The sequence below is a fragment of the Occultella kanbiaonis genome, from assembly GCF_009708215.1.
GTDB lineage: Bacteria > Actinomycetota > Actinomycetes > Actinomycetales > Beutenbergiaceae > Occultella > Occultella kanbiaonis.
In genome coordinates, this window is sequence record NZ_CP046175.1 from 1,111,176 (window position 1) to 1,127,788 (window position 16,613).

15 protein-coding genes are annotated in these 16,613 nt (G+C 71.1%); 6 read left to right on the forward strand and 9 right to left on the reverse strand.

The window, feature by feature from the left end; genetic code table 11:
• Positions 1–352: 352 nt before the first annotated feature.
• The 3 genes from glpK to GKS42_RS04830 all read right to left on the reverse strand — a co-directional run bounded on the left by glpK (position 353) and on the right by GKS42_RS04830 (position 4,557).
• Positions 353–1,870, reverse strand: a complete 1,518-nt coding sequence (gene glpK / locus GKS42_RS04820) for a glycerol kinase GlpK (RefSeq protein ID WP_154792822.1) — start codon at positions 1,868–1,870, stop codon at positions 353–355.
• Positions 1,871–1,979: 109 nt separating this feature from the next.
• Positions 1,980–2,684, reverse strand: coding sequence for an MIP/aquaporin family protein (locus GKS42_RS04825; RefSeq protein WP_232847927.1), 705 nt, complete (start codon positions 2,682–2,684; stop codon positions 1,980–1,982).
• Between the two features lie 136 nt (positions 2,685–2,820).
• Positions 2,821–4,557 (reverse strand): glycerol-3-phosphate dehydrogenase/oxidase, encoded by a 1,737-nt coding sequence (locus GKS42_RS04830; RefSeq protein ID WP_232847928.1) that lies wholly within the window; start codon positions 4,555–4,557, stop codon positions 2,821–2,823.
• Between the two features lie 170 nt (positions 4,558–4,727).
• On the opposite strand from GKS42_RS04830, the gene GKS42_RS04835 reads away from it, so the two are divergent.
• Both GKS42_RS04835 and GKS42_RS04840 read left to right on the forward strand, forming a co-directional pair.
• Positions 4,728–5,714: a sugar-binding transcriptional regulator gene (locus tag GKS42_RS04835; protein ID WP_154792825.1), complete on the forward strand. Its 987-nt coding sequence runs from the start codon at positions 4,728–4,730 to the stop codon at positions 5,712–5,714.
• Entirely contained in the window at positions 5,711–6,286 is a 576-nt protein-coding gene (locus GKS42_RS04840; RefSeq protein ID WP_232847929.1) for an amino-acid N-acetyltransferase, read from the forward strand. The genes GKS42_RS04835 and GKS42_RS04840 overlap by 4 nt, the downstream gene beginning before the upstream one ends.
• An 89-nt stretch (positions 6,287–6,375) precedes the next feature.
• Here GKS42_RS04840 and GKS42_RS04845 read toward each other — a convergent pair whose 3' ends face one another.
• From GKS42_RS04845 to GKS42_RS04855, 3 genes are all read right to left on the reverse strand, one after another.
• Positions 6,376–6,927 carry a hypothetical protein gene (locus GKS42_RS04845; protein ID WP_154792826.1) on the reverse strand — a complete coding sequence of 184 codons (552 nt, stop codon included), beginning with the start codon at positions 6,925–6,927 and terminating at the stop codon, positions 6,376–6,378.
• Between the two features lie 132 nt (positions 6,928–7,059).
• Positions 7,060–8,061, reverse strand: coding sequence for an HhH-GPD family protein (locus GKS42_RS04850; protein ID WP_154792827.1), 1,002 nt, complete (start codon positions 8,059–8,061; stop codon positions 7,060–7,062).
• A gap of 147 nt (positions 8,062–8,208) precedes the next feature.
• On the reverse strand, positions 8,209–9,048 hold the full coding sequence (locus tag GKS42_RS04855) for a LysR family transcriptional regulator substrate-binding protein (RefSeq protein WP_154792828.1): 840 nt from the start codon (positions 9,046–9,048) through the stop codon (positions 8,209–8,211).
• Between the two features lie 36 nt (positions 9,049–9,084).
• On the opposite strand from GKS42_RS04855, the gene GKS42_RS04860 reads away from it, so the two are divergent.
• Together GKS42_RS04860 and GKS42_RS04865 are read left to right on the forward strand one after the other, a co-directional pair.
• Positions 9,085–9,462, forward strand: a complete 378-nt coding sequence (locus GKS42_RS04860; RefSeq protein ID WP_154792829.1) for a DUF5997 family protein — start codon at positions 9,085–9,087, stop codon at positions 9,460–9,462.
• A gap of 68 nt (positions 9,463–9,530) precedes the next feature.
• Positions 9,531–10,487 carry a hypothetical protein gene (locus tag GKS42_RS04865; protein WP_154792830.1) on the forward strand — a complete coding sequence of 319 codons (957 nt, stop codon included), beginning with the start codon at positions 9,531–9,533 and terminating at the stop codon, positions 10,485–10,487.
• A gap of 55 nt (positions 10,488–10,542) precedes the next feature.
• On the opposite strand, the gene disA is transcribed toward GKS42_RS04865, so the two are convergent.
• From disA to cls, 3 genes are all read right to left on the reverse strand, one after another.
• Positions 10,543–11,622 (reverse strand): DNA integrity scanning diadenylate cyclase DisA, encoded by a 1,080-nt coding sequence (disA, locus tag GKS42_RS04870; RefSeq protein WP_154792831.1) that lies wholly within the window; start codon positions 11,620–11,622, stop codon positions 10,543–10,545.
• Positions 11,623–11,677: 55 nt separating this feature from the next.
• Positions 11,678–13,081 carry a DNA repair protein RadA gene (gene radA, locus GKS42_RS04875; RefSeq protein ID WP_154792832.1) on the reverse strand — a complete coding sequence of 468 codons (1,404 nt, stop codon included), beginning with the start codon at positions 13,079–13,081 and terminating at the stop codon, positions 11,678–11,680.
• 87 nt (positions 13,082–13,168) lie between these two features.
• Positions 13,169–14,608: a cardiolipin synthase gene (cls, locus tag GKS42_RS04880; protein ID WP_154792833.1), complete on the reverse strand. Its 1,440-nt coding sequence runs from the start codon at positions 14,606–14,608 to the stop codon at positions 13,169–13,171.
• Between the two features lie 346 nt (positions 14,609–14,954).
• On the opposite strand from cls, the gene GKS42_RS04885 reads away from it, so the two are divergent.
• Both GKS42_RS04885 and GKS42_RS26380 read left to right on the forward strand, forming a co-directional pair.
• Positions 14,955–15,947, forward strand: a complete 993-nt coding sequence (locus GKS42_RS04885) for a carbon-nitrogen hydrolase family protein (protein ID WP_168217760.1) — start codon at positions 14,955–14,957, stop codon at positions 15,945–15,947.
• Between the two features lie 48 nt (positions 15,948–15,995).
• On the forward strand, positions 15,996–16,586 hold the full coding sequence (locus GKS42_RS26380) for a hypothetical protein (protein ID WP_232847930.1): 591 nt from the start codon (positions 15,996–15,998) through the stop codon (positions 16,584–16,586).
• Positions 16,587–16,613 lie beyond the last annotated feature (27 nt).

Sequence of the window (16,613 nt, forward strand, 5' to 3'; positions counted from 1 at the left end):
GTCTCCTGGCCGCAATCGCGTGCGGTTGTCGCGCATCCGGAGCGCGGGGTGGAGCCTCTCGGCGGAGGTTCCGCCGACCGACGGAGTGCTTCAATCGGCATATTCACGCGCACCGCGGTGTGTCAGTGGTTCGACCGAACGGAACGTCGGGCGAGCCCTTCGTAGGCCGCCGTTGCGAGGAAACCGGTTGCCGCAAGGGATCGGATCTCGAGGACTTCGCAAGCTCTTCGAACTGTACGGGGTGGCGCCGTGCGGCGCGGGCACATCGACAGGTCGGATGGGGGAGTCGTCCAGAGGTCGAACGGCCCCCTCCCGGGCGGGAGAGGGCCGTTCGGCAGTGTCACCGCGCAGCTCAGACCTCGGTGTCGTCGTCGACCCAGTCGAACGTCTTCGTGACGGCCTTCTTCCAGGTCCGGTACAGGCGCTCACGCTCGCCCTCGTCCATCGAGGGCTCCCAACGCTTGTCCTCGGCCCAGTTGTCGATGACGTCCTGCTCGCCGTTCCAGAATCCGACCGCGATCCCGGCGGCGTAGGCCGCGCCGAGCGCCGTGGTCTCGGCGACCTGTGGCCGTACCACCGGCACGCCGAGGATGTCCGCCTGGAACTGCATGAGCGTCTCGTTGGCGATCATGCCGCCGTCGACCTTCAGCTCGGTCAGGTCAACGCCCGAGTCCGCGTTCATGGCGTCGAGGACCTCCCGGGTCTGGAAGGCGGTCGCCTCCAGCACGGCTCGCGCGATGTGGCCCTTGTTCACGTACCTGGTCAGGCCCACCAGGGCGCCACGTGCGTCCGCCCGCCAGTACGGCGCGAACAGCCCGGAGAACGCGGGCACGAAGTACGCGCCACCGTTGTCGTCGACCGTCTTGGCCAGGTCCTCGATCTCCGGGGCGGAGGAGATGATGCCGAGGTTGTCCCGCAGCCACTGCACGAGCGACCCGGTGACGGCGATCGAACCCTCGAGCGCGTAGACCGCCGGCTGGTCCCCGATCTTGTAACAGACGGTGGTGAGCAGGCCGTTCTCCGACGGGATCTGCTCCGTGCCCGTGTTGATCAGCATGAAGTTGCCGGTGCCGTAGGTGTTCTTGGCCATGCCGACCTCGAAGCAGGCCTGGCCGAACGTGGCCGCCTGCTGGTCGCCGAGGATGCCCGCGATCGGGACGCCGGGGACCATGCCGCCCTCGCGGCCCTTGCCGTACACCTCGGAGGATGAGCGGATCTCGGGCAGCATCGAGGTCGGGATGCCCATGTCGGCGGCGATGCCCTCGTCCCAGTTGAGCGTGGACAGGTCCATCAGCATCGTGCGGGACGCGTTCGTGACGTCGGTGACGTGTACGCCACCGTCCTTGCCGCCGGTCATGTTCCACAGCACCCAGGTGTCCGTGTTGCCGAACAGCAGATCCCCGGCCTCGGCCTTCGCGCGGGCACCCTCGACGTTGTCGAGGATCCACTTGACCTTCGGGCCGGAGAAGTAGGTGGCGAGGGGTAGGCCGACCTTGGCCTTGTACTTCTCGGCGCCCTCGGTGCCGCCGAGCTCCTCGACGATCTTCTGCGTGCGGGTGTCCTGCCAGACGATGGCGTTGTAGACGGGCTCGCCGGTGGACTTGTCCCAGACCACCGCGGTCTCGCGCTGGTTCGTGATGCCGACGGCGGCGATGTCGCGGTGGGTGAGGTTTGCCCGGGTGAGGGCGAGCGCGACGACCTCACGGACGTTCTTCCAGATCTCCAGGGCGTCGTGTTCCACCCATCCGGCCTTGGGGAAGATCTGTTCGTGCTCGAGCTGACCGGACTCCACGATCTGCCCGGCGTGGTTGAAGATGATCGCGCGGGAACTGGTGGTGCCCTGATCGATGGCGAGTACGTAGTCGGCCATGGTGTTTCCTCTCACTTCCTTGTGGTGCGCCCGGAGAGCGGGCGTTCATGCGATGGGGACTGAGATGGCCGGGCGCGTACCGGTACGAGTACGCACCCGGCCGGGTGGATCAGAGTGAGACGGTCGCGAACAGACCGGCGATGACACCACCGACGATCGGCCCGGCGACCGGCACCCAGGAGTAGCCCCAGTCGCTGGAGCCCTTGCCCTTGATGGGCAGCAGAGCGTGCGCGATCCGGGGGCCGAGGTCACGAGCTGGGTTGATGGCGTACCCGGTCGGACCACCGAGGCTGGCGCCGATACCGACCACGAGGAGGGCGACGGCGAGCGGCCCGAGACCCGAGGGCGTGCTGCCGAACGCGATGATCACGTAGACCAGTACGAAGGTCGCGATGACTTCAGTGACGAAGTTCCAGCCGTAGGAACGGATCGCCGGCCCGGTCGAGAACACGGCGAGCTTGGTGCCCTCGTCAGCGGGTTCGTCGAAGTGCTGCTTGTGAGCGAGCCAGCACACCACGGCGCCGAGGATCGCGCCGAGCATCTGGGCGAGGATGTAGACGAAAGCGTTCGGGACGGTGCCTGCGATGACCTCGAGACCGGCGTCCGGGTTCCCCGGGAAGAAGTCCGAGCCGTTGGCGAGGAGTCCGAGCGTGACGGCCGGGTTGATGTGTGCGCCCGTGGAGTAGGCGACGTACACGCCTGCGAACACCGCCAGGCCCCAGCCGAAGTTGATGAGCAGCCAGCCCCCATTGTTGCCCTTGGTCTTCGGCAGCAGGACATTCGCCACCACACCACAACCGAGCAACGTCAACATTGCGGTTCCGAGCACTTCCGGCAAGAAGATTGCACTGAAGTCCACGATGTGCCTCTCTTTCTGATTCGGGAGGTGTTACCTGTGAACGCCCCATCGCGCGCCACAACGCAAATACTGCCGCTTCACAGCTTTGTGGTCAGGAAGGCTCGACGAGCGAAATCATCGGGGCGATGTCGTCAGCCTGGAGTCGTGCCTGCTCACCCTCCTCGTCGGTGGCGGTCAGGGCGGCCGCCTCGGTGGCCGCCCGGCGGTCGAGGTAGGAACGCCGTTCGGTCTCGCGGCGGGCCTGGTCCCATCCGAGGATGGGGGTGATGACGTCGAGGATCTCCTCGAGCGCGGCCTCGCCCGCGTCTGGGACCTCGTACTCGAGGCGGGTCCGGTGGGCCAGCACGTCCTCCAGGTGGAGGACGAGTTCGTGGGTCGCAGCGAACGCGATCTCTGCCCGCAGGTACGCCGGGGCATGCTCCAGCGGCCGGGCCAGATCTGGCTGTGCCTCGACCGCGTCCACGATCTGCGTCAGTTGGGATCCGTAGCGGTGCAGCAGGTGATCGACCATCGCCTTCGTCCACCCGTACTTCTCGGCATAGGCACGGGACTTGCGGCGCACGGCCTGTAGTCCGACGGCACCGGCGAGTGGGATGTGGTCGGTGATCGAGGGCAGCGACTCGGCCCGGTCGCCGAGCGCGAAGTCGACCGCGTCCTTGGCCATCACCCGGTAGGTGGTGAGCTTGCCACCGGCGATCGCCGTGAGGCCGGGGGCGACGGAGGCGACGGTGTGCTCGCGGGAGACCTTCGCCGAGGACGTGCCCTCCTTCGTGCCCGGCTGCAGCAGCGGGCGCAACCCGGCCCAGGTGCCGATGATGTCGTCCTTGGTGAGCGGATTGGCGAGGACGGCATTGGCGTGCTCGAGCACGTACTCGATGTCCGCGTTCGTGGCCACCGGGTGCCGAAGCTCCTGCTTCCAGGGCGTGTCGGTGGTGCCGATCACCCAGTACCGGGACCACGGGATCACGAACAGGACGCTCTTCTCGGTCTGCAGGATCAGACCCTTCTCGCCGCGGATCCGCTCGCGGGGGACCACGATGTGGATCCCCTTCGAGGCCAGCACGTGCAGTCCGCCCTCCTCGGCGGCGAGGCCCTCGGTCTCCTCGGTCCACACGCCGGTGGCGTTGATGACCTGGTCTGCCTTGACCGTGAGTCGTTCCCCGGTCTCCGCGTCCACCAGGACTGCGCCGTCCACGCGGCCGGAGGTCTTGGTCAACTCGACCACCTGGGTGCGGGACGCGGCCAGGGCGCCGTACTCGGCGGCCGTGCGGACCAGCGTGACCACGAGGCGGGCGTCGTCGACGCTCGCGTCCCAGTACTGGATCGCCCCGATGGCGGCATCGTGCCGCAGGTCCGGGAAGACCCGCTCAAGCTCGGAGCGGGAGAGGTGCTTGTGGAACGGCAGCGCTCGACGGCGCGAGGTCAGCGAGGCGAGGGCGTCATAGAGCCCGACGCCGGAGCCGACGTAGAACCGTTGCCAGAACCGGTGCTCGAGCGGGTACAGGAACGGCACCGGACGCACCAGGTGCGGTGCGATCTCGGTGAGCAGGAGGTCCCGCTCGGTGAGCGCCTCGTGGACCAGGGTGAAGTCGAGCATCTGCAGGTAGCGCAATCCGCCGTGCACGAGCTTGCTGGACCGGCTGGAGGTCCCGGACGCCCAGTCCTGTGCTTCCACGATGCCCACTCGCAGGCCACGCGTCGCGGCGTCGAGCGCGATTCCCGCGCCCGTCACACCACCCCCGATCACAAGGATGTCGAGCGGGGTGCCGTCGGACATCGCGGCGAGCGCATCGGTTCGGGTCTGGGCGGTCAACGCGATCGTGGCCACTGTTATCTCTCCTCTTCGAGGCTCCTGTCGGGGCCCGATTCCAACCTGGACTCCTCGCCCGACGGGCCCTGAGGACATGCTTGCCCTGTCCGCACGAGTGCGCAATCATCGTGCACGAATGTGCAGTGCCGCTCGGGCGAGGTGACCGATACGTGAGGGCGAGGTGAGTGATGCGTGAGGACGACGCCTTCCGGGCGGCCACGATGTACTACCTGCAGGACCAGACCATGGACGTGATCGCCCGCACGCTCGGGATCTCCCGGTCCACCGTTTCCCGGCTGATCAAGTCCGCCCGCGAGGACGGCATGGTGCGGATCTCGCTGCGCCCGCCGAGCAGCACCGGGTCCCAGCTGGGGCACCGGCTGTCCGCGACGTTCGGGATCAAGGCGCACGTGGTCTCGGTCCGGGAGAGTGCCTCGGAGGTACACCGGCTCGAGCAGGTGGCGATGGTCGCCGCCGGCCTCATCGCCGAGTGGTTCGGGCCGGACATGGTGCTCGGGGTGGCCTGGGGCACCACGGTCGCGGCGATCTCGCGTCACCTCAAGTCGTCCCCGAGCCCCGGGAGCGTGGTGGTCCAGCTCAACGGCGCCGCGAACACCTATGCCAGCGGCGTCACCTACGCCAGCGACCTGATCGCGGCGATCGCCGCGGCGTTCGACTCCACGATGTACCACTTCCCGGTGCCGGCGTTCTTCGACTTCCCGGAGACCAAACGCATGATGTGGCGCGAGCGCAGCGTGCGGCGGGTGCTCCAGATGCAGCAGCGGGTGGACGTCGCGCTGTTCGGGGTCGGGGCGCTGTCGGCCGAGGTGCCGTCCCACGTGTACTCCTCCGGCTACCTCGACGACGCGGAGATCGCCTCGCTCGCCGCCGACCGCGTGGTCGGCGACGTGTGCACCGTGTTCCTGCGCGAGGACGGCAGCTTCCGCGACATCGACATCAACGCGCGCGCCACGGGCCCGAGCCCGCTCGAGCTGCGGTCGATCAAGCGCCGGGTGTGCGTGGTCGTCGGCGAGGCGAAGGCACATGCGCTGCTCGGCGCCCTGCGGGCCCGGGTGGTCACCGATCTGGTGACCGACGAGACGACAGCACGGCACGTGCTCGGTCTGCTCCGCGGTGCACCGGGCACCGCCGAGGGTGGCAGGCTGGTGCCGTGAAACCCGACAGCTCCGGCGGTCCCAGCAGCATCGACGATCCGGCTGTGGTCCCGCTGATCCGGCCCGCGCTGCCCCGGGACGTGCCGACGATCCGGACCCTCGTCGAACCGTACGCCGAGCGCCGCATCCTGCTCGCAAAGGACCTGGTCGGCTACTACGAAGGGGTCCAGGAGTTCCTGGTCGCTGAGCTCCGCGGGGAGGTGGTCGGCTGCGGCGCCCTGCATGTGATGTGGGAGGACCTCGCCGAGGTGCGCACCCTGGCGGTGCGCGCGGACACCCGCGGCACCGGCATCGGTCACCTGATGCTCGAGGCGCTCCTGGCGCGGGCCGCCGACCTCGGCCTGAAGCGGGTCTTCTGCCTGACGTTCGAGGTGGGCTTCTTCACCCGGCACGGGTTCGCCCCGATCGTCGGCGAGGTGGTCGAGGCGAGCGTCTTCCACGAACTGCTGCTCTCCCGCGACGACGGCATCGCCGAGTTCCTCGACCTCGCCCGGGTGAAGCCCAACACGCTCGGCAACACCCGCATGCTGAAGGTCCTCGACGTCCCAGGCGGTCCGGCGCCGGTCGGGTAGCAGGGTCGCCTCGGGCGGCGGTACGTCGCCGCGAGGGCCCGACGGCGGAGGCCGGGTCGGTCCGGATGGTCGCCCGGAGCGCGGGCGGCTCAGGCGCGAAGCATCGGCGCGAGCAGCACCTTGACCCGCACGATCGCGATGACGACCGCGACCTGGATCGTGAGCACGGCGCCCACCACGGCGCCGAGCAGGCCGGCCGGGGCGGCGATCGCCCAGACGGCGACCCCGACGATCGCCGCCACCACGACGACTCGGAGCAGCAGCGCGAGCCGCCTGGCGGTGCGCTCGACGGTCCGGGCCGGCAGGTGTCGGCGCGCAGCGTCGGCCGAGTCGGTGCTGCCTGGCTCGCCGACCCCGCGCAGGATCGCGGCCAGGCCGATCCCGGCCAGCACGGCACCGGTGATCGCGAGCAGCTGGCCGACCGCCAGCAGTGTGAACCCGGCGACCATCGGCAGGTCCCGGCCCTGCGGCCCGGCCATGCTGAGTGCGCCTGCGCCGATGAAGCCGAGGACCACCGCCACGGCGCACATCGCGAGCAGCGTCCGGGTGTGGGCCTGCACACCGCGCGCGATCACCACGTCGGCCGGGGCGTCGTCGGCCGGGGCGCCCGGCTCCGGGGACTGCGGGGGTGGCGTGGTCACGGCAACCGAGCGTACCGGCCACGCCGCACACGACCCGGCGACGGTCCTGCCGAACAGAGGAGGTGGACCGTGCAGGAGTGCGCGGCCTGCCCGGGCGCGCGGCAGCGCGCGGCCTAGCCTGGTGAGGAGCCCTCAGGTGAGCGGCAGCAGGTAGCCGCGCACAACGCCGTCGGGCGCGGTATCGGCGGCGATCAGACCGTCGGCGAGCAGGCCCGCCAGAGCGCGCTCGAACTGCGGGCCCGGCTCCCAGACCGCGGCCAGCTCGGCAGTCGTGAGCGGACCGGGCGCGGCCCGCAGCGCTGCCAGGAACCGGCCCCTGGCCTGACGGTCCGTGCCGTGCCAGGCCTGCGTCCGGCGCTTGGCGGCGTGTGCGTCCGCGGGTGCGCCGGCGCGGCGCCAGGCGCACCCGGTCCGAACCGGGCAGGCCGAGCAGGACGGGGACCGGGCCGTGCAGACCAGCGCGCCGAGCTCCATCAGCGCCGCGTTCCAGCGGGCGGAGTCCTCGTCGCCGTCGGGCAGCAGGTCCAGCGCGCGCTCGGACTCGACGGCCAGCAGCGCCGGGGGCGGCAGCGCCTGGCCACCGATCAGGCGGGCCAGGACGCGTCGCACGTTCGTGTCCAGGACGACGGCGCGGCGCCGGTACGCGAAGGCCGTCACCGCGGCCGCCGTGTAGGTGCCGACGCCGGGTAGGGCGAGCAGGTCCGCCATCGCGGTCGGCACCCGGCCGTCGTGCTCGCGGGCGATCGTGGCCGCGGCCTCCCGCAGCCGCAGTGCCCGGCGCGGGTACCCGAGCCGGTCCCAGGCCCGCAGCACGTCCGCCGGGCTGGCGGCGGCCAGGTCTGTCGGGGTCGGCCACCGCGCCATCCAGTCCCGCCACCTCGGCTCCACCCGGACCACCGGCGTCTGCTGCAGCATGATCTCGCTGACCAGCACGCCCCAGGCCCCGGCGGCCGGATCACGCCAGGGCAGGTCGCGAGCGTTGGCGGCGAACCAGTCGAGCAGCGCCACGTGCAGATCGTGGGCGGACCCGGCGGACCCGGCGGACCCGGCGGACCCGGCGGACCCGGAGCCGACGCGGCCGCCTCCTGCGGCGCCGTGAGCGGCGACGACGCGGCGGTCCACGGGTGTGGTCATGGCGCCAAGCCTAAGTGGGGTAGACCTCGGCGGGGTCGCTCCGGGCTGCAACGGTCCGAACCGCGGCGTGGACCGGGCACGCTTGCGGCCGGAGAGGCGCTCGGTCGGCTGGAACGTGCTCGGTCGGCAGTGCGTTCGTGCGCGGCCTCAGCCGCGGCGTCGCCCGGAACCGCCGCGCCGCCCGCCTGTGGACCCGCGCGCCCGGCCACCCTTCCCGCCCCGGCCCCCGGCGCGCGAACCGTCACGGCCGCGCCCGCTCTTCCCGTCGTTCCCGCCCTGGCGGGTCTTTCCGCCCTGACCCCCACCGCGAGGCGCGGCGGACGCGGAGGAGGCACCGCCGTCGGGTTCGGCCTGGCGACCACGGGAGGAGTTCACTGTGCGGCCGCGCACGATGCCGACCAGATCCTCGACCTGATCCGTGGTGCGTTCGCTGACCCAGGCGAGCTGCACCGGTGCCTCGGGGCCGCCGTCGAGGCGCCGGTGGGTGACGTCCTTGCGATGGTGCAGCCGAGCCAGGGACTTCGGCACGACGAGTACCCCGATGCCCGCGGCCACCAGTTCCACGGCGGCCGCGGTCGTCGCCGGCCGCTCGCGGGCGCCGATCCCGGGCAGGTCCGCTGCGCCGGAGTACAGCACGTCGTCGAGGGGGTGCAGCATCGTCTGGTCGGCCAGGTCCGCCACGGTGACCGGTTCGTCATCGCCGAGCGCCGCGAACAGGTGGTCGCGGGAGACCATGACCACCGGTTCCTCCATGTAGACCGTGATGGTGCTGAAGACGGCGGCGTCCAGGGGCGGGCGCGCCAGTGCAGCGTCCGCGAGACCGGCCACCAGTACGGCGGCGGCGGTCGCCGGCTCGAGCGGGACGAGCGTCAACGGGACCCGGTGTCGCTCCTGCCAGATCCGGACCCACTTCGCCGGGGTGACGCCCGGCACGTAGCCGAGGCGGAAGCCGGGGGCCTGCGCGGAGTCATCGGCGTCGGCCAGCATCCGCTCACCCTAACGGTGAGGACCTACGCTGGGCCCATGAGCACGAAGGATTCCTCCCAGACCATGAAGTCGACCACCGCGGCGAAGCGGCTCGGCATCTACCTTCCGGCGGCGCCGGAGGAGTTCCAGGCCGCCACCCCGACCCGCGCCGAGCTGGAGGAGCTGGAGCGCAACCCCCCGGAATGGCTCGTGGAGTTGCGACGCAACGGCCCGCACCCGCGCCCCGTGGTGGCCGGCCGTCTTGCGATCTCGATCAGTGGCCTCGCCCGCGGCGGGGTGACCGAGGCACTCACGACCGAACAGATCCAGGCACTGCGCGATGACCCGCCCGCGTGGCTCGTGACCGAGCGGGCCGTCCACGCCAAGGTCCGGGCCGAGGAGGAGCGGCTCGCGGCCGAGCGCACCGCGGACTGAGGCGAGAAGCGCGTCACACCTCGGAGAGCCTCGCCGGAGTTCGCCGTTCCCGGCGTTAACGTCGGGTCGTGACCAGCCAGACGCGCGGTAAGAGCTCGAGGCAGCGGTCGACCCCGGCCGCCGGCGCCACGGGCGCGGGCCGGCCTTCGGCCTCGGGCTCCGCGTCGGCGAAGGCCGGTACCGGCTCGCGGGCCACGGCGACTGCGACCGCCCGGGCCCCTGCCGGGACGAGCGCGCGCGGCACGACGACGCGGAGCAGCGCGGGCACTGCGAAGCGCACCAGCGGCACTGCGAAGCGCACCGCCGGCACCGCGAAGGGCGCCGCTGCCCCGCGGGCGGGCGGGTCCGGGGCGAAAGGACGGTCAGGGGCCGGCGGCTCCGAGCGCGGTGGCCCGAACGGGCCGACGCGTGGCACCTATCTGCGCCGCCGGGTGGTCGTCCTGCTGATCGCGGCGGCCGTGATCGCGGCCATCGCGTTCGGGGTGACCCGGTTCCTGCTGCCCGCGCTCTCCGCCGAGGACCCACCGACCACGGCCGGGACCTCCGCCGAGGGGGCCGAGCCCACCCCGGCGGACGGCGCCACCGACGCGGCCACCGGGACCCCGGACGAGGACGCTCTGTCCAACCCGGTCAGCTGTGTGCCGGCGGCAGTCGGGCTGACCCTGACCCCCGCGGCCGCGAGCACGGCGGCAGGGTCCGGACTGGGCGTGGCCGTCGAGATCGTCAATGCCGGCCAGGTCGCGTGCCTGTTGGACGTCGGCGCCGGTGCGCTGACGCTCGAGGTCTACTCCGGCGAGGACCGGGTCTGGTCCACCCAGGACTGCCCGGCCGTCGCGGCCGAGGTGCCGGTGCTGCTGGACACGGGCGCGGTCCAGTCGGCCTCGTTCACCTGGCCCGGCACCCGCAGCGCGGCCGGCTGCCCGGGCGGGCAGCCCGTGGCCGGCGCCGGGACGTACCGGCTCGTACTGGGGCTCACCACCGACGGTGGTCCGGTCACGACCGAGCAGGCCTTCACCGTCTCCTGAGCCGAACCGCACTCGGCTGTGCGCGCGCGCCGGACCGGGCGCGCGCCGTCGGGGGTCAGACGAAGCGCTCGAGCAACGAGGACTCCGCCTGCCGGGACAGGCCCTCGCGTACGGCCCGGGCGCGCTGGGTGCCGACGCCGTCGACCACCTCGAGGTCGTCGATCGTGGCAGAGAGCATCCGCTGCAGGGAGCCGAAGTGCTCCACCAGGGACGTCACCACGGACATCGGCAGGCGCGGGACCTTGGTCAGCATCCGGAAGCCCCGAGGGGCGATCGCCGAGTCCAGCGACTCGCCCTGGCGGCCGCCCACGCCAAGCACCCGGGAGATTTGGGTGAGGTCGATCAGCTGGGTCGAGTCCAGCTCCGCGAGTGAGCCGAGCACGTCGTCGAGGGTGCGGGCGCTGCGCACGTCCAGGTAGTCCCGGACCACCAGCTCCAGGTCCGGCCCGATGCCACCGATGAGCTCGTCGAACTGGAGCGCCAGCAGGCGCCCGTTCGTGCCGAGCTCCACGACGTAGTCGGAGATCTCGGCCGAGATCCGGCGCACCATCTCCAGGCGCTGCACCACGGCCGCGACGTCCCGGACGGTGACGAGGTCCTCGATCTCGAGGGCGGAGAGGGTGCCGGACACCTCGTCAAGGCGGGACTTGTACCGCTCGAGGGTGGCCAGTGCCTGGTTCGCGCGGGACAGGATCACGTCCGAGTCCTCGAGCACATACCGGTGCGCCCCGACGTAGAGCGCCACGATCCGCATCGACTGGCTCACCGAGATCACCGGGTAACCGGTCTGCTTCGCCGCTCGTTCCGCGGTGCGGTGCCGGGTACCGGACTCCGTGGTCTCGATCGTGGAGTCCGGCAGCAGCTGCACCGCGGCCCGCACGATCCGGTTGCGGCTGTGGTCGACGACGATGGCGCCGTCCATCTTGGCCAGCTCCCGCAGCCGGGTGGAGGAGAAGTCGACGTCGAGCTCGAATCCGCCGGAGCAGATCTCCTCGACCACCGTGTTGTACCCGAGCACGATCAGGGCGCCGGTGCGCCCCCGCAGGATCCGCTCCAGGCCGTCCCGCAACTCGGTCCCCGGCGCGACGGCGCGCAGGGTCTCCCGGAAGAGTTCGGGCAACGCCACGTCAGCCACTGAGGTCCCCCAAGGAGGTTCGAGAGTTTCGCTGCCGACGCAGCTCGGCCCAACTCTACGCGAGTCGGATCGGGCGACGCCGGACGCCGAACTGGGCCGCCGTGATCGCCTGGTGCAGGTCCTCGGCCCGGACCACGTCGATGCCGTCCGGCATGGCGCCCTCGAGGTCCGTCGCTGCGGGGATGATGGCCCGCGAGAACCCCAACCGGGCCACCTCGGACAGGCGCCGCCGGGTGCCGACGGCGGGGCGCAGGTCCCCGGCGAGGCCCACCTCTCCGATCGCCACCAGGCCGTCGACGAGTTCGAAGTCCTGCCGGGCGCTGACCACCGCGAGCGCAATGGCCAGGTCCGTGGCGGGCTCGAGGGCCCGCGCCCCACCGACGGTGGACACGTAGATGTCCATGCCGGAGGTGTCGATGCCCGCCCGGGAGCCGAGCACGGCCAGCGTCATCAGCACCCGTGAGGAGTCCACACCGGCCGTCGTGCGGCGGGCGTTCGGCATCACGGTGCGGTTCGTCAGCGCCTGGATCTCGGTAGGCATCGGGCGGCGCCCGTCCAGCGTGACCGTGACGCACGTGCCCGGCACCGGGTCTCGCTTGCCGGACAGGAACAGGCCGCTCGGGTCCGCCAGCGAATGGATGCCCGTCTCGGTCAGGCTGAAACAGCCGACCTCGTCGGTGGTTCCGTACCGGTTCTTCACTGCGCGGACCATGCGCAGTTCGGAGTGCTTGTCCCCCTCGAACTGGCAGACCACGTCCACCAGGTGCTCCAGGACCCGCGGCCCGGCGATCGACCCGTCCTTGGTCACGTGGCCCACCAGCACCACCGGCGTGGCGGTGCGCTTGGCCACGGCGATCAGCGCGGCGGCCACCTCCCGCACCTGGGAGACGCCGCCCGCGGAGCCGTCCACCTGCGCGGAGGCGATCGTCTGAACGGAGTCGATGACGAGCAGGTCCGGGTCGTTCGCCTCGATGTGCCCGAGCACGGTACCGAGGTCGGTCTCGGCAGCCAGCAGCAGGCCGGGCCGGATCGCGCCGATGCGCTCTGCTCGAAGGCGAACCTGGCTCGCCGACTCCTCACCGGTGACGTAGAGGACCTTCGAGCCGCCCTCCGCCGCGCGGGCCGCCACGTCCAGCAGCAGGGTCGACTTGCCAACGCCGGGTTCGCCGGCCAGCAGCACCACCGCCCCCGGCACGATCCCGCCGCCGAGCACACGGTCGAACTCCCCGACTCCGGTCGGCCGGAACCGGGCCTCCTCGGCGTCGACGTCCGCGATCGGCTGCGCCGGGCTCCGCAGTGGCGCGGAGACGGCCGTGCGCGGACCCGTGGCGGCGACGCCGGCCTCGACGACCGTGCCCCACGCCTGGCACTCGCCGCACCGGCCCACCCACTTCGCCGTGCTCCAGCCACACTCGGTGCAGCGGTGGACGGGGCGCTGGGCGCGGGCGGTCGAACTCATGTCGACGACGGTACCGCCGACCTGCGACACCACGCCGAGGCGCGCGGCCGGGGTGTGGACGGGTGGCAGTGGGCACCCGCGCGTAGGTCACTGGACCGCGGACGTCAACCTCATGACGTTGTCGAGCCACCGTTGCGTGAGCGGGCGCTTCTTCCACTCCGCGAGGGTCAGCTCGCGGCAGACCGAGCGGTAGGAGTCCTCGACCTCGCGCATCTTCGTCACGAAGGAACCCCCGGTGCACATCATCGACACCTCGAAGTCGAGGTTGAACGATCTGATGTCCATGTTGCTGGAGCCGATGACGGCCGTGTGGTCGTCGACGGAGAAGTGCTTCGCGTGCAGGACGAACGGGTAGGGGTATCGGAAGATCCGGACGCCGGCCTCCAGCAGGTACCGGTAGTAGGAGTTCTGGGCATGGCTCACCATCAGCTGCTCGCCCTTCTCGCTGACGAACAGCTCGACGGCGACGCCACGCTGGGCCGCGGTCGTGATGGCGTACAGGAGCGACTCGTCGGGCACGAAGTACGGGCTGGTGATGGACAGCCGCTCCTGCGCCCCGTAGATCAGAGTGTTGAACAGACGAAGGTTGTTCTCGTCGGGGAATCCCGGACCGCTCGGCACGATCTGGCAGGTGAGATCACCCTGATCCGCGGGGAACTCCTCGGTCTGGACGTAGTCTCGCAACCGTTCGTTGGTCTCGATGAACCAGTCGGAGGCGAACACGAGGTTGAGGGACTGGACGACGGGGCCCTCGACCCTCGTGGTCAGCTCGCGCCATTTCCGGCCGTTGGCCTCGTGCTTCTTCTTGTGGTAGCTCGCGTCGATCAGGTTCTGCGATCCGACGAACCCCGTCCGGCCGTCGACGACCACGATCTTGCGGTGGTTGCGCAGGTCCGGCCGACGCCACCGGCCCTTCAGCGGCTGGATGGGCAGCATCGGGTGCCATTCGATACCCGCCCGGTCGAACGTCGCCAGCAGTTCCTTGTGGCCGGGCAGGCCGATGGTGGACAGATGGTCGAAGAGCACGCGCACCTTCACACCGCGCCCGGCGACCTCCAGCAGCGCCGCGATGAACGGCTCGCTGGTGGCATCCCGGCAGATCATGAAGTACTCGACGTGGACGTAGCGTTCGGCGGTGCGGACCAGGTCCGCCTTCGCCCGGATCGATTCCTCGTAGTCGGGGAACAGCTCGGCCGAGTTGTTCTGCACGGCCGGCATCCACGCCAGTCGCCGGTTCAGCACCATCACCGGGTCGAGCCAATCCGGTCGTTCGCGCGACGCGGGCAGCGCGGGGACCTCGGCCAGGCCGGCGCGGATCAGTTCCCCCGCCCGACGCTGCTCCTCGCGGCGCTTGCGCGGCACGTACGGGCTGCCGATCAGCAGGAACAGCAGCAGGCCGACGCCCGGCAGGAAGAAGATCAGCAGCAGCCACGCCATCGCCGAGGACGGGCGCCGCCGTTCCGGTACCAGACCAAGGGCCACCAGGTTGATCAGGAAGACCAGCAGGCCGATCAACAACGGCGTCATCGGCTCACCGGGGGCCGAGCCTCGTCACCAGCCATGTGTCCGTCTCCTCGCTCTTGGCTGATCCTGGCACAACCCGGGCGGCCGACGTAGTCAATGCCTTGACGAAGCGATCCGGATCGCACCGCGTGTCGAAGGACGCGCGCGCACCACCGCACCGGGTAACGTCGTTCCTGTTCTTCCGGCGTGGCCAACGCCGAACCTCCTCGGACCGACCCCAGCTCGGCCCACTGCACCGATGCGCAACCGGAGGCAAAGGGACTCGGTCTCAGGTCGCCGTCGTCAGACACTCGGACGCCGTGCACCGGGTATCGCTGGGGGAGCCGGGGGCGTGGCATCGGAGTTCACAATGACGATCGATCGAGCACTCAAGAACAAGATCCGTGACCGGGCTGCGCGCACCGGCGAGTCGTACACGGCGGCGCGCCGGCACCTGGTCCGCACTGACGCGGAACCGGGCACGAGCCGCGCGGAACACGGGCCGGACGGGCCATCCGTGCGGGTGGCCGTCGCGCAGACACGGCCACGAGAGGATCCCGGCGACGTCGCCGGCTTCGCTGCGGCCGGTGACGAGGTGGTGTCGCTGATCGACGAAGCCGCGCGGATGGGAGCGAGCCTCCTGCACCTGCCCGAGGCCGCCCTGTGCTTCCCATCGAAGCACCTGCTCTCGTCCGTGCCGGGTGAGGTGGCCGAGGCGGACTGGACGCGGTTCGCCTGGGATGCCCAGGCCGCTGCCCTCTCCCGGATCCGGGCCAGGGCCGCGGAGCGGGCCATCTGGGTGGTGATCGGCGCGGTCACCCGCCCTGCCGGGGATGCCGTTCGCCCGCACCTGAGCCTGCTGGTCATCGACTCGGCCGGTCGGCTCCACGCGAAGTATGACGAACGACTGCTGTCCCGGACCAAGGCGACCCACCTCTACGCGGCCGGCACCGGTCCGACCCTGTTCGAGGTGGCCGGCGTCACGTTCGGCTGCACCTCGGGCCTCGAGATCCTCTTCCCCGAGGTCTACGGCGACTACCGGGCACTCGGCGCGGACTGCGTCCTGTACTCCACCGCCGGGCCGGGTGATCCCGGGGCGGACGACACCCTCACGTCGTCGGCGCTTGTGGCGGCCCGCCACGACGGGATGTGGATCAGCTACGCCGTGCACAGTGACAAGGCGCCGGACGAGCCGTCGGGTCTCATCGATCCGAACGGGGCGTGGCACACGCGCTGCGAGGCCGTCGACGCACCGGCGCTGACGATCGCGACGGTGACGGCGCGGCCGGAGGACCCGGCGCGGCAATGGCACCGCGACATGGCCGAGGCCTACCGGAGCGGGAGGTCCGACGCGCCGGGCTGAGCTCGGGTGGGCCATTAGGCTGTCCCGGACTCACGCGAAGGGACGTCCATGGCCGCGATCGGCAAACTCGAACTGAACCGGCGCACCGTCGGCATCGGCGTGCTCGTGATCGCCGTTGTCGCGGTGATCACCGTGTTCGTGGCGATGCTGCTGTCCGACCGGGGTGACGCCGGTGACCCGTCCGTGACGATCACCACCACGGGGCCGGTGCCCACCCCGGAGGCGGAGCCGATCGCCCGGGACACGGGTACCGCGCTGCTCGCGGTACTCCCGGACACGGTGCTCGGCTACGCCGTCAGCGCGCAGGTCGCCGACGAGGCGATGGTGACGGCCGGCGCCGTCGAGGGTTGGCAGCTCACCTACACCGGTGCCGACGGTGACGTGACGGTCCGGGTCGGCCAGTGGGGCAGTGCCGAGGAGGTCGCCGCGGCGCTGCCGGCCGTGGCCGCCCTCGACGGCGCCGACGTCGTCGAGGACGGTCAGGTCGACGTCGCGGGCGCCGCTGCCGGCACCTTCCAGATCCTCGAGACGGCCGACGGCGTGGGCCGGGCCGTGTGGACGAACGGCACCGTCGGCTTCGTCGTCGACGGTCCGGACGCCGACTCCGTCCGGGCCATGTACCTGGCGTACCCACTGTGAGTGCCGCACAACCACCGAGGAAGGACA